Source organism: Streptomyces lonarensis, assembly GCF_012033735.1.
Lineage (GTDB): Bacteria > Actinomycetota > Actinomycetes > Streptomycetales > Streptomycetaceae > Streptomyces > Streptomyces lonarensis.
In genome coordinates, this window is record NZ_JAAVJD010000013.1 from 17797 (window position 1) to 31451 (window position 13655).

At 72.4% G+C, this 13655-nt stretch carries 9 protein-coding genes; 4 read left to right on the forward strand and 5 right to left on the reverse strand.

What is annotated here, in order from left to right; genetic code table 11:
- Window positions 1-264: 264 nt before the first annotated feature.
- Window positions 265-3669, reverse strand: a complete 3405-nt coding sequence (locus HCN56_RS03715) for an AfsR/SARP family transcriptional regulator (RefSeq protein ID WP_209312313.1) — start codon at window positions 3667-3669, stop codon at window positions 265-267.
- Window positions 3670-3857: 188 nt separating this feature from the next.
- Between HCN56_RS03715 and HCN56_RS03720 the strand changes: the two genes are divergently transcribed.
- Window positions 3858-4529, forward strand: coding sequence for an NADPH-dependent FMN reductase (locus HCN56_RS03720; protein WP_167968010.1), 672 nt, complete (start codon window positions 3858-3860; stop codon window positions 4527-4529).
- Window positions 4529-6172, forward strand: coding sequence for an MFS transporter (locus HCN56_RS03725; protein WP_167968031.1), 1644 nt, complete (start codon window positions 4529-4531; stop codon window positions 6170-6172). Before HCN56_RS03720 ends, HCN56_RS03725 begins: the two co-directional genes overlap by 1 nt.
- Before the next feature lie 141 nt (window positions 6173-6313).
- Here HCN56_RS03725 and HCN56_RS03730 read toward each other — a convergent pair whose 3' ends face one another.
- Window positions 6314-7147, reverse strand: coding sequence for an NmrA family NAD(P)-binding protein (locus HCN56_RS03730; RefSeq protein ID WP_209312314.1), 834 nt, complete (start codon window positions 7145-7147; stop codon window positions 6314-6316).
- A gap of 94 nt (window positions 7148-7241) precedes the next feature.
- On the opposite strand from HCN56_RS03730, the gene HCN56_RS03735 reads away from it, so the two are divergent.
- Window positions 7242-8204 carry an AraC family transcriptional regulator gene (locus HCN56_RS03735; protein ID WP_167968011.1) on the forward strand — a complete coding sequence of 321 codons (963 nt, stop codon included), beginning with the start codon at window positions 7242-7244 and terminating at the stop codon, window positions 8202-8204.
- Window positions 8205-8310: 106 nt separating this feature from the next.
- On the opposite strand, the gene HCN56_RS26125 is transcribed toward HCN56_RS03735, so the two are convergent.
- Window positions 8311-8580, reverse strand: a complete 270-nt coding sequence (locus HCN56_RS26125) for a hypothetical protein (RefSeq protein ID WP_245245881.1) — start codon at window positions 8578-8580, stop codon at window positions 8311-8313.
- Window positions 8581-8601: 21 nt separating this feature from the next.
- Here HCN56_RS26125 and HCN56_RS03740 point away from each other — a divergent pair, with 21 nt between their 5' ends.
- Entirely contained in the window at window positions 8602-11097 is a 2496-nt protein-coding gene (locus HCN56_RS03740; protein ID WP_312871031.1) for a thioester reductase domain-containing protein, read from the forward strand.
- Between the two features lie 283 nt (window positions 11098-11380).
- On the opposite strand, the gene HCN56_RS03745 is transcribed toward HCN56_RS03740, so the two are convergent.
- A complete protein-coding gene (locus tag HCN56_RS03745) occupies window positions 11381-11707 on the reverse strand; it encodes an SCO5918 family protein (protein WP_167968012.1) in 327 nt (108 codons plus the stop codon).
- A gap of 197 nt (window positions 11708-11904) precedes the next feature.
- Window positions 11905-13440, reverse strand: a complete 1536-nt coding sequence (locus tag HCN56_RS03750) for a DEAD/DEAH box helicase (RefSeq protein ID WP_167968013.1) — start codon at window positions 13438-13440, stop codon at window positions 11905-11907.
- Window positions 13441-13655: the final 215 nt, after the last annotated feature.

The following is a 13655-nucleotide window of genomic DNA, read 5'->3' on the forward strand; positions in this document are numbered from 1 at the left end:
ACGTAAACGGCACGTACGCCCGAGACGACCGGTTCCCACGTGCTTTCGTCGTACCAATCGAACCGGTTCTCTCCCGAACGGGAGGCAGGCCGGGAATGCGCGCCTCTCTCCGCCAGCATCGCAGCGACGTGGCGTCCCGTCTTTCCCGTGCCGCCGAGGACCAGATATGCATCTCGTTCCATGAAGGCATCTCACCACACGAGGAACGGCTGCGCGGCGGGAACGGTCGGATGACGCATCGGCACCGTCGGGCGGGAGACACGGTCATCGTCGGCGCTCCGGCCCGCCTGCCGGGATCGCGACCGCCTCCGGGGCGTCTCCGGCGCCGGCGCCGGCCAGCCCTCCCGCAGCGAACGCGGCTCTGAGCCGAGGCGGCGTCAATCTCGCGCCGATCGCAGCGGTGATCCTCTCGACATCGCCGCGCTCCGCGGGGGGCAGCGGAGCACCCGCGGATCGGCGCATGGCGTCTGCCGCCCCCAGCAGCCACGCGGCGCGCTCCGCACCGCCGGCGAGGGCGTGCGCCCCCGCGAGCCCCTCCAGCGCGAGCGCCACGGCGCGCGGATCTCCGGTGCTGCGCGCGGCGGACAGCCCCTCACCGTGCAGGGCCAGCGCGGACTCGACGTCGCCCCGGAGCTCAGCGACGAAGCCGAGTTCTGCCAGCACCAGAGCCAGTCCGGTCATCGCACCCCGCTCGCGGTTCCAGTCGAGCCAAGGCCGCAGATGTGCCTCCGCGCGATCAAGGTCCCCCTGCCTCCTCGCCCCCAGCGCAATGCCCACCTCGGCGTACTGCTCGACCGGAAGATTCGCCTGCTCGACGGCCAGCAGGCGTGCTCGGCCGTGCAGTTCCTCTGCGCGCGGGTAAGCTCCCTGAAGCAGGGCCATGCGCCCCAGTCCGGCCAACTTGCGGGAGACCTCCGACCACAGCCCCAGCGCCTCGGCGATGGCGACGCCGTCGCTGTGCAGCCGGGTCGCGGACTCGTAGTCCCCCGTCGCCTCCGCCAGCACGCTCAACATGTCCGTGGCCTTCAGCCGCCCCCACTGGTCCCCGAGATCCAGGAAGAGCGCCAAAGCCTCGTCGCCGTCGCGACGCAGCGAGACCAGATCGCCCCGCGCCATGGCGAGAGCGGCGCGGGTCGTGAGGGCCGCCGCCACCCCCCACCGATCCCCCGCGGCCCGGAAGACGTCCAAGGACCACTCGACGCGGCGCTCCCCGGCAGCCAACGCACCCACGCTCCAACAGGCGTGTCCGAGAAACCACTCGGCGCGGGCCCGGTGCGGGCCGACGGACTCCGGGGCAGGCAGTGGCCTGGCGCTCTTCTCGACGGCCGCGGGGTCTTCGCCTGTCAGAAGAGAGAACGCGGCGTGCCTGGCCAGGGCCTCGTCCTGGCCGGGTGCAGCCGGACACGACCGATCCGCACCGTGGATGAGCCGAGCCACGGTTTCCAGTGATCGCTTCGCCTCCTCTGGTCTGCCCCGCAGGAACCAGTACCAGGAGAGGGCGTTCACCAGCCTCAGCGCCATCTCGGGCTCGCGGCGCCTCTCGGCGGACTCGAGGGCCCTGGCGAGGTTGCCTGCCTCCGCGTCGAGCAGCGCCAGGGCCTTCTCCTGATCGCTCCCGCCGAGCCGGCTCTCGGCTTCCTCGGCGAGCCGGACGCAGTAGGCGAGGTGGCGGCTTTCCGCCACCTCGGTCTCGCCTGCCTCGTCGAGCCGCTCGCGTACGTAGGCAGCCACGGACTCCAGCAGTCGGTACCGTGTTCCGGCACCGCTCTCCGCCCTGACGACGAGCGACCGGTCGACCAAGCGGGGCAGCAGCTCCAGCACGTCGTGCGGGGCCACCCCGCCCCAGCTGCACACCTGCTCGGCGGCTCCCAGGGTGCAGCCGCCGACATGGACCGACAACCGGCGCAGGACCGTCCGCTCCGCGGCGTCCAACAGGTCCCAGCTCCAGCCGATCATGGCTCTGAGGGTCCGCTGCCGCTCCGGCCCGCTCGGGTTCCCTCTGGTCAGCAGGTGCAGTCGATCATCGAGCCGTTCGAGCAGAGTCCGGACGCCCAGGGCGCGGGTGCGCACTGCCGCCAGCTCCAGGGCGAGGGGCACACCGTCGAGATGACGGCAGACGGCCGCCACCGCGGGGGCGGTTTCGGCGTCGAGCACGAAGGCGGCGTCCGCGGAGGTCGCGCGCGCCACGAAGAGGCGGACAGCGCTGTACTGCTCCAGCACGGCGGGGTCGACGTCGGGCGGCAGCGGTTCCGGCGCCCGGGCGGTGCTGGTTCGCACAGCCCGGGGCGTCTTAGCCGGCGGCAGTTCGAGAGGAGGCACGGCCCACACCGTCTCGCCGGGCACGCCCAGCGGTTCCTGGCTGGTGACGAGCACCGCAAGGTGAGGGGCGTGCGGGAGCAGCGACTGCACCAGGTCGGCGAGCGCGGCCAACACGTGCTCGCCGTTGTCCGCCACGAGCAGCAGGCGCTTCGTCGCGAGCGCGGTGAGGAGGCGCCGGGTCGGCGCGATGGGCTCGCGGACGGGGAGCGTCCCGGCCCCCGTACCCTCCCGGATGCCCAGTGCGCCCATCACCACCTCGGCGAGTGTGCCGGCGTCCGACGGGTCGCCCGGGCGGAGCGAGCCCGCGAACTCGACCAGCCACACGCCGTCGTCGAAGGATGCCGCCCGGTGGGTGGCGGTCGCCAGTGCGAGACGCGTCTTACCGACACCACCCGGGCCCGTCAGCGTGACCAGCCGCTCGGCCGAGACCAGGCGACCGACCTCCGCGACGGCCGACTCGCGCCCGATCAGGCCCGACAGCGGCTGCGGGATGTTGCCGGGCGGAGGTTCGTGTCGTTCGTCAGCCGCGGGACGCCGGTGCGGGTCGAGCGGCGTCCGGGAGTGCGGCACCGCGCCGCGGGGGCGCCCGTGGGGAGATGCCGCACCGAGCGGCTCCTGTCGCAGGATCGCCAGGTGCAGGGCCACGAGTTCGGGCCCCGGGGCCAGCGCGAGTTCCTCGTCCAGCAGGCCGCGCAGCTCCCGATAGCTCTCCAGCGCCTCGGCGGTGCGTCCCGCGCGGTACAGCGCCCGCATGAAGAGGCTGCGCAGCCTCTCGCGCAAGGGGTGTCGGCCGACGAGATCCGACAGCTCGCCGATGAGTTCGTGATGTTCGCCCAACTCCAGACGGACCTCGCCGAGATCCTCCTGCGCGGCAAGGCGCTCCTCCGCGAGCCGGGCAATGGCGCCCCGAGCGAAGGGTTCGTCGGCGAAGTCCGCGAACGCCGCTCCCCGCCACAGTCCGAGCGCCTCCGACAGGAGCCCGGCGCGCACCGAAAGCTCGGCGGACGCCCGGGCCTCCGCGGTGAGCTGTTGGAACCGGCAGGCGTCAACTGCTTCGGCGGGGGTGTCGAGCGCGTAGCCCGGTGGTCGATGGACGACCGATCGCCGCCCACCCGGCTCCGCGTTCTCGAGCGCCCTGCGGAGTTGGGAGACCTTGCTGTGCAGGGAAGCCACGGGATTCGCCGGCGCGCGGCCCGGCCACACGTCCTCGATGAGGCGGTCGACCGGCACGGGCCGGCCCGGGCGGACGAGTAACGCCGCCAGCAGACCACGGACCTTCAGCTCAGGGACCCGGACCGGTCTGCCGTCGGCCGTCCGCACCTCCAGCGGGCCGAGCACCCCGAAACGCATGGCAGTCACAGTACTGCAGCCGGGTGGCCCCCGAAGGAGAACCGGAGTACTGCCCGCCTTCCCACCGAGGACCGTGAGTCGACCCCAAGGAAGCCGTAAGCCGCGCGGACCACAGTGGTTCCCGTCGGGCTTCGAGGAGCGCCTGACACGACCGGGCGGTCGAGAGAACGGCCGAGGAGAGGACCACGATGCTGCGGGAGGACGGTGCCCGACTGGCCATCGTCGTCGACGACGTCCGACGGGCCGGCCTGAACCGACTGGCCACGGAGTGGATCAGCGGCCGGGCACACGTTCGCGGTGACTTCCAGGTGGACGTCCTGGACCTGGCGGAAGCATGGCTTCCCGCCTTCGGGCCCACGGACGGCCCCGGTACCGACGAGGTGAGGGCGTTGGCGCCCTGGCTGGCTGCCGCGGATGCCTTCGTCCTGATCACGCCCGAGCGCAATCGGAGCTTTCCGGGTGCATTGAAGAACGCGATCGACTGGTACGACCAGGAGTGGCAGGCCAAACCGATCGGTTTCGTCTCCTACGGGGAAGCGACGGAAGGGCTCTGTGCCGTCACCCAACTGCGGCAGGTCTTCGCCCACCTGCACATGGTGACAGTGCGGGACGCCGTCAGCTTCCGCGCCCACGAGGCTCCGTTCCCGCCGGGCGGCCGCCCGGCCGTGGTCGAGCGGTGCGAACGCGCCGCGGCGGCCATGCTCGACCAGCTGAGCTGGTGGGCGCGCGCCCTGCGCGAGGCGCGCAAGAAACACCCCTACGGCGTCCGCGCCCGCACGCAGGCCCGGAACGGGAACGCCTGCGGTCGAACACCCTGCCACTGCACCTCGGACGACACCACCCGGAATCTTTCCGAATGATGAGTACGCGAGGAGACATCCCTGTGTCCGTGAACACCCCGACGCCGGCCCCCGTGCGCGCCGGCCCCAAGGAGTGGGCGGGGCTCGCCCTGCTCCTGCTTCCCACGTTCCTGCTCACCGTCGATCTCGGTGTCCTGTGGCTGGCGACGCCGTACCTGACAGCCGACATCCGGCCGACGAGCGCCGAGTTGCTCTGGATCACCGACATCTACGGATTCGTGATCGCCGGCATGCTGGTGCTGATGGGGACGCTCGGCGACCGTATCGGACGCCGCAAGCTGCTGATGCTGGGCGCCGCCCTCTTCATCGTGGCGTCCTTCCTCGCCGCCTACTCCACCTCCCCCGGCATGCTGATCGGGGCGCGCGGGCTGCTCGGCATCGCCGGCGCGGCCATCCTCCCGGTCACCCTCGCTCTGATCGCTCACGTCTTCGAGGACCCGAAGCAGCGGTCGACAGCCATCGCGATGTGGGTGACCGCCCTTTCGCTGGGCATCGCCGTCGGCCCCAGCGTCGGCGGCGTGATGCTGAACTCCTTCTGGTGGGGTTCCGTGTTCCTGCTGGCGGTGCCGGTCATGGCGCTCGCGCTGGTCGCCGCACCGGCGCTGCTCCCCGAGTCGCGCGACGAGAACGCGGGGCGGCTGGATGTCGTCTCCATCGTGCTCTTCCTGCTGGCGATCCTGCCGGTGGTGTACGGCATCAAGAAGGTGGCGGAGGACGGCGTGTCGGGCCTCGTCCTGCTCTCGCTGGCGGTCGGCATCCTGTTCGGTGTGCTCTTCGCCCGTTGGCAGACCAGGGTCGCTCAGCCCGTCCTCGACCCCAGGCTGTTCACCGACCGGGTCTTCATCGGGGCGATGGTCCTGCTGCTGCTCGGCCTCGCCGCGATGAACGGCGTCCAGTACCTGCTGCCGCAGTTCCTGCAGATGGTCAGTGAGCTGTCACCGCTGCGTGCGGGGCTGTGGCTCATCGTGCCAGCCGTCGGTCTGATCATCGGCAGCCAGCTCACTCCCGGCCTCGCGGCCCGGACACGGCCCGCGTACGTCATCGCCGCAGGTGCGCTGCTGTCCCTCATCGGCTCGCTCATGCTGCTCCGGGTCGGGAACGACGATGCGGGAGTCGTCCTCGGCATCACCGGCTTCACCGTCATGATGCTGGGCCTGGCACCGATCACCGTCCTGGGCACCGACCTGGCGGTGAGCGCCGTCCCCCGCGAGAAGGCGGGGTCGGCGGGGGCGGCCGGCCAGACGAGCTACGAGCTCGGGCTCGCCTTCGGCATCGCGGTCACCGGCTCCATCGCGACCGCGGTCTACCGCTCGGAGTTGGGGAGTTCGGCACCCGAGGGTGTGAGCGAGGAGGCCCTGGCGGCAGCTCGCGACACCATCGGGGGCGCCCTGGCCACCGCGGAGGAGCTGCCCGGCCCGCTGGGCGAGCAGCTTCTCGCTGCGGCGAGGACTGCCTTCACCAGCGGGTTCCACGCCGCCGCTGCGGTCAGCGCGGTCCTGGCGGTCGGATGCGTGGTGGTGGCGCTGACCCTGGTACGCGGCGCCCGCGCCGATGCCGAGGAGCCGAGCCCGCCGGCGGACGACTCCCCGGAGACCGCGGCGGACCGGTCGATGACGACCGCCGCGGACGTGGGCGCCCGCTAGGGGTCGGCCCGTCCGTCCCCTCGCCGCCGTGCACCACTGACCGCACCCGCGGGCAGCCACGGCCGCGCGGGCGAGGGGGCGAGGGGGCGGCGGAACCGTGCGGTTCCCGGAGGCTCGAGGGTTTCCGGGAACCGCCGCGGCTCAGGGACGCCAGACCCCGGTGGCCGCCGTCACCCGGACGAAGTCGCCGAAGTCCCGCGGCTCGCGGCCCAGTACGCGCTGGACCCCGTCGGACAGGTAGGCACCTCGTCCCTCGCGCACCCACCCCAGTAGCTGGGCAGCCAGCTCGGCATGATCGAGCGGGAAGCCCCGCTCGATCAGGTGGTCGCGGTACTGGTCCCCCGTCGCGTCGACGTACTCGATCTCCCGACCGGTCGCCTGGGCGATCTCCCGAACCGCGCCGGCGAAGGTGAGCAGCCGGGGGCCGGACAGGGCGTAGGTCTCCCCGGCGTGACCGTCCGAGGTGAGCGCCTCCACGGCCACCGCGGCAATGTCCTCGGCGTCGATCAACGGCTCCGGCCCCTCACCCGTCGGCAGGACCACCCGGCCGTCCCGCAACGGCAGACGCAACAAGGGGTCCTCGCTGAAGTTCTGTCCGAACCACGTCGGCCGCAGCACGGTCCACTCGGCGCCGGTCGCCTTCACCGCGCTCTCGGAGGCGAACCACTCCGGCTCGTCGATGTCCTGCCACGCCCTCGCCGACAGGAGGACGAACCGGCTCACTCCCGCGGCCACCGCCACGTCGCCGAACTCGCTGAGCAACGAGCCGGCGTCCTCGGTCTGGGAGTCCACCACGTAGACGGCACGGACGCCGTTCACCGCCGCGTCCCATGTCTCCCGCTTGTGCCAGTCGAACGTGCACGGTCCGGAGCGGGCGGCGACCCTCACGGCCGCATCACGCTGCTGAAGTCCGCTCACCACACGGCGGCCGGTCTTCCCCGTGCCGCCCAACACCAGAATAGGCTTGTCAGTCATGCCCTCACCCAACGTCCATCAGGGCATTCGAGTCGATGGCTCCGGGTGTCCGGTTGATGTCCGTCCGTCTACCCCGGTGACCTACGATCGGCGCATGTCGACCCTGGCGAGTCTTCTGCACGGCACCCGGGCGCACGGCGCGTTCTTCCACCGCTTCGTCCTCAGCCCACCGTGGTCGCTGCGCTTCGCCGACCTGCCCCCGTTGACCCTGGTCGCCATGGAACAAGGGCAGTGCTGGATCGTGCCCGACGACAGCCCTCCCGTGCTGCTTCGCCCCAGGGCGGTCGCCGTGGTGGTGGGCCCGGGGCACTACACGCTCGCGGACAGTCCGGACTCGCCTCCGGAGTTGCTCACGCACGACGGCGAACGCTGCACCGGCCCCAACGGCGCGGACGCCGACGACCTGCGGCTCTCCACGCGGACCTGCGGGAGGAACCCGGAGGGTAGAGACACGCTGCTCCGAGCCGCCTACCGGCCCCACACGACCATCGGCAGGCGCCTGTTGGACGTGCTGCCGCGCGTGGTGCTCGTCCCGGCGGAGACCTTCCCGTTCTCCCTCCCCGACCTGCTCTCGTCCGAGGTCACGAAAAACGCACGCCATCAACAGGTGGTGCTGGACCGGCTGTTGGACCTGCTGATGACCTCCAGCCTGCGGGAGTGGTTCGACAGCTCCGGACCGGACGGGGCCGGCGCGACCGCGCTCGCCGAGGACCCGTTGGTGAACAGAGCTCTGCGGCTGCTCCACTCCGACCCCGCCTTCCCCTGGACGGTGCAGCAGCTCGCGGACAACGCCGGTGTGTCCCGCGCCTGGTTCGCGCGCCGCTTCGCGCAACAGATGGGCGAGCCCCCGATGACCTACCTGACCCGGCTGCGCATCAGTCTGACCGCGGACCTGCTGCGCAGTTCCGACGCGACGCTCGAGGGCATCGCCCGGCAGGTCGGGTACGCCAACGCCGCCGCGCTGAGCACAGCGTTCAAACGCATCTGCGGCATGTGGCCGAGCGCGTACCGGCTGGCCGGGTCGCAGGAAGCCGGCGGCGGGGCCGGCGACGGGTGACCGGGGACGGCGCCTTCGCGGCCACCGCGGCCGGTGGGCCCGAGCGCGCCGGAGCGGCCCCACCGCTCACCTCGGAAGGGCCGCTCCGCAGCACGTCGCGCGTCGGTCAGTTCGACACCAGCCGCGGGTCGCCCGCCCGCAGCAGCCCGCAGACGTCGCGCAGCGCGACCTCGAGCCGGTCGATCGCCTCGTCCGCCAGAAGCACCGAGGGCTCGAAACGGAGCGTGTTCAGTGCACTGGCAGTCGGGAAGGTACGGATGCGGTGGGCACGGAGCAGATAACCCGCGACCGCGTAGCCGAAGAACCCCTGTTCCGCCACCGCACGATAGGCGTCCACCTCGGAGTGCGTCTGCTCGGCGAACTCGAAGCCGAGCATCAGCCCCACCCCGGCCGGATCGTGCTCGTCGACATCGCTTCGTCGGCCGGCGGGCAGACCCCGCCCGAGGACCAGCTGGCTGCGGTCGTCGCCTCGGACGAGCCACAGGTGGCCCTTCGTGACGGACGGATACTCGTCCCCCGCCTGGTCCGCGGTGGCGAGCGGAACCCCGGCCCGGGCCGGAGGCAGCTGCGGCAGGAAGGCACGGTGCTCGTCACGGGCGGTACAGGCGGCCTCGGTGCGCTCGTCGCCGGCCGTCTCGTGCGCGAACACGGGGTCCGTCATCTCCAGCTCCTGAGCCGCCGCGGTGGGGAGACCCCCGGCGCTGCCACTCTGGCCGCCGAGCTGCGCACCGCGGGAGCCGAGACCGTGTCGTTCACCGCCTGCGACGCGTCGGACCGGGCCGCACTCACGGCAGCACTCGACCGCATTCCGGCGACCCGCCCCCTCACCGGCGTCGTCCACGCCGCCGGGGCGACGGACGACGCCCTCGTCACCGACCTCTCCCCGGAACGGCTCCGCTCGGTGATGCGCGTCAAGGCCACAGCCGCCTGGCACCTCCACGAGCTGACCCGGGACCTCGACCTCGCCGTCTTCCTGCTCTTCTCCTCCATCGCCGGGCTGGTGGGAGGCCCGGGCCAGGGCAACTACGCAGCCGCCAACGCCTATCTGGACGCGCTAGCCGAGCACAGGGCCGCGCACGGCCTCGCCGCCACGTCGGTCGCATGGGGGTTGTGGGACGTCGACACAGGGATCACCGCACAGTTGAGCCGACGGGACCGGGAGCGCATCGCCGACAGTGGCTTCCCTCCACTCGCGGTCGAAGACGGCATGGACCTCCTCGACGCGGCCCTGGCATCCGACCAGCCGATGCTCGTCGCCGCGCCGCTGGACCTGCCGGCCGTCCGCCGGAACGCGCCGGCTCCCCGGCTGCTCGCCGCCGTGACGGGGGCGACCGGCCGCCGCACGGCCGCGAACAGCGGATCGAAGACGGGCGCACTCGCGCGCCGACTCTCCGGGCTACCGCCCGAGGAACACCGTGCGGCGCTCCTCGCGACGGTCCGCGCGGAGGCGGCAGCCGTCGCGGGGCACCCGGACCCGGAGCGTGTGCCCGCCGGAAGCTCGTTCCCGACCCTGGGTTTCGACTCCCTCACCTCGGTGGAGCTCCGCAACCGGCTCGCGCGGTCCACGGGACTGGCGCTGCCCCCGACGGTGGTGTTCGACCACCCGACGCCGTCGGCCCTCGCTGCTTTCCTCCACGACCGCCTGACCCGCGCCGGGGGCGCGAGCAGCGGCGCGAACCCCGCGCAAAGCGGCTACGACTCCGACGCGGACATCGACCTCGCCGCGGAGGTGGTGCTACCCGACGACATCCGGCCGGCAGCCACCGGCGCCTCTCCCCGGGAAGGGGCCCGCCACATCCTGCTCACCGGCGCCACCGGCTTTCTCGGGGCCTTCCTCCTGCGTGACCTGTGCCGCACCACCGACGCCACGGTGCACTGTCTCGTACGCGCCTCGGACGAGTCCGAGGCCTTCAAACGGCTCCAGGCGTCCCTGGAGTGGTACCAGGTCTGGGACGACATCGTCCCGTCACGACTGTCCGTGGTGGTGGGGGACCTCGCCCGCCCGCGTTTCGGCTTGGACGAGGACGCTTTCGACCACCTCGCCCGCCGGACCGACGTGGTCGTCCACAACGGAGCGCAGGTCAACTGGCTGCAGCCGTACGCCGCTTTGAAAGCGGCCAATGTCCTGGGCACGGTGGAGGTGTTGCGCCTCGCGGCCCGGCACCGCACGACCCCGGTCCACTACGTCTCGACCGTCGGCGTCTTCGACGGGGCGAGGGCGGACGGCGCCCCGCTGCGCCCGTCGGACCCGACCGGGCCTCCTGAGAAGCTGGCCAGTGGCTACCTCCGCAGCAAATGGGTCGCGGAAGGCATTGTCGGGTTGGCACGACAGCGGGGGCTGCCCGTCTCGATCACCCGCGTCGATGTCGTCTCCGGTGACCGTGTGAACGGCGCCTGCCAGACACGTGACTTCGTGTGGCTGAGTCTCAAGGGCCTCATCCAGGCACGGGCCGTGCCGCAGGGAACAGGCGGGCGCTTCCATCTCCTGCCCGTGGACCACGTCAGCGCCGCAATCACGGAGATCGCCGCCAACCCCGGGACGCATGACGGCACATACCATCTGTACAACCCCAACGCCTACACCCTCGCGCACTGCGTCGCCCGCCTGCGAGCGCGCGGGTACGAACTGGAGGAACTGAGACCCGAGGTGTGGCGCGAGCGGATCGCGGGTGATCGCGACAACGCGCTCTATCCGCTGCTGCACGCCTTCGAGCTGATGACGTCCGACCCGGAAGCCTTCTATCCGCCGATCGACACCACCTCCACCGATGAAGTACTCGCGAAGCGCGGGATCACCTGCCCCGAGCTGACGGACGACTTGTTCGACCGGTACATCGATTTCTTCGTCGCTCGCGGCCATCTGCCGCCGCACCCCGCAGCGGCCCGCGGGTAGGGCGTGCCCGGTCTCCGGCCAGGACTCCGGCGGATGTCGGCCGCACGGGCGCCGGAGCACGTGCCCGCCGGGAAGCGGAGGAAGGCCGACGCGGCGGTGGCCGTTCGCCACTGCTGCGCGGAACCTCGCGACGCCGACGCGGCGGCTGCGGCGGGGCGGGGAGACGTCGGACTCGGCGGGCTGACCGGCGGCAGGCGCCGGGGGGGGCCGTCCGCCGGGGAACGCCCGTGGGGCCGACCGGTGTTCCGGTCGGCCCCACGGCTGCGTCGTGCGGAGCGCCTCGTCAGGACGAGGTGGCGGGCGGGCCGAAGAGGGCGTTGGCCTCCTCCATGGGGCTGCGCGGCGCCGCGGGGGCCGAGGCGGCGGCGGGGGCCGCGGGAGCCTCGCTGCAGGTGAAGCCGAGCCGGGTCATGGCCCGCGTGACCTCGCCGGCGCTGAAGTCCCGGCGGTCCTGGCCGGTGACGATCTGCCCGACCTGCTTGACCGGGTAGACACGGTCGCCGATGGTCACGGAGGCACCCGTGACCTCCTCGGGCTCGACGCCCTTCATCGAGGCGAGAACGCTGTTCTCGGTGAGCTCGAACGGGAAGCGGGCGATGACACAGCGCATGTTGCCTCACAGGGTGGAGGGGCGGAGTGGGATGGTTCCACCGCGGCCGTGGCGGTCGGCGCCGGGTGCCGGGTGCCGGAAGGCACCTGACACCGCCGTGGTCCACGGCTGCGGACAGAGCACCGACTCAGCTGTCGCACGTCGTGTGCTCGACCTCGGCGGAGGGGGCGCCGTGCCCCCTGTCGCGTCCGGGTGGGTCAGGCGGCCCTGCCGGAGGAGGACTGCCGGCCGGCGCCCGCGCGGCGGCGGGCACCGGAGGCGGGGCTGCGGCGCCCGCGCGAGCTGCTGCTGCGCTTGCGCGGCTGCTCCGCGGCGGGCGGTGCCGCGATCGTCACCGGGATACCGCTGGGCGCCTGGGCGCCGGTGATGCGGGTCAGCTCCTGCTCACCGGAGCGGACCTGCGTGGTCTCCGGCACGATGCCCGCGGTCGTCATGAGGCGGCTCATGTCGCGGCGCTGGTTCGGCGTCACCAGGGTGACCACGCGGCCGGACTCGCCGGCGCGGGCGGTGCGGCCGCCGCGGTGCAGGTAGTCCTTGTGGTCGGTCGGCGGGTCCACGTTGACGACGAGGTCCAGGTCGTCGACGTGGATGCCGCGGGCGGCGACGTTGGTCGCCACCAGCACGGTGACGTGCCCGGTCTTGAACTGCGCCAGGGTACGGGTCCGCTGCGGCTGCGACTTGCCGCCGTGGAGCGCGGCCGCCCGGACGCCGCTGTTGAGCAGGTCACGGGTGAGGCGGTCCACGGCGTGCTTGGTGTCGAGGAACATGATCACCCGGCCGTCGCGCGCCGCGATCTCGGTCGTGGTGCGGTGCTTGTCCGCGCCGTGCACGTAGAGGATGTGGTGCTCCATCGTCGTCACCGCGCCCGCGGAGGGGTCGACGGAGTGGACGACGGGGTCGGTCAGGTAGCGGCGCACCAGGCGGTCGACGTTGCGGTCGAGCGTCGCGGAGAACAGCATCCGCTGCCCCTCGGGACGGACCTGGTCCAGCAGGGCGGTGACCTGCGGCATGAAGCCCATGTCGGCCATCTGGTCGGCCTCGTCCAGGACGGTGATCGCCACCTGGTTGAGACGGCAGTCACCGCGGTCGATGAGGTCCTTCAGCCGTCCCGGGGTGGCGACGACGACCTCGGCGCCACCGCGCAGTGCGCCGGCCTGGCGGCCGATCGACATGCCGCCGACGACGGTCGCCATGCGCAGCTTCAGCGCGCGGGCGTAGGGGGTCAGCGCGTCGGTCACCTGCTGGGCCAGCTCGCGGGTGGGCACCAGGACCATCGCCAGCGGCTGCCGCGGCTCGGCGCGCTGGCCGGCGGTCCGGGCCAGCATCGCCAGGCCGAAGGCGAGGGTCTTGCCGGAGCCGGTCCGGCCCCGGCCGAGGACGTCGCGACCGGCGAGCGTGTTGGGGAGGGTCGCGCCCTGGATCGGGAAGGGCGCCGTGACGCCCTGCGAGGTCAGCGTCGTGAGGAGGGCCGCGGGCATGTCGAGGTCGGCGAACGACTCGACGGCCGGCAGCGCGGGGGTGATCGTCTCCGGCAGGGCGAACTCGCCCTGGACGGCGGCGGGTCGGCGGTTGCGGCCGCCACCGCCGGAGCGGTTGGGCGCCTCGGAACGGCCGTTGCCGGACGAGCCGAAGCGGCCGCCGCGCCGGGAGCCGGCGCCGGGGCCGGGGCCGTAGGACCCGCCCTCGGACCGGCGAGAACGGAAAGAGCGGCCATTCGTACGTGCGGGGTTCATGGAGAACCTTCCTTGATACGGCGCGCATCAAGGAATATCCGCAGCGATCGAGCAGCGCGGGGAATCACAGGTACGAGCCGGGTGGAATGCGGAGTTGCTCCGGATCGCAATGACACCGGCGCGAAACACACAGGACAATGGGGTGACGTCGAGGCGAACATCGAGTTCCGACGTCGGGGTGCTGGTTGTGGCCCCCGTGGTTCCGGGGCCTGGGA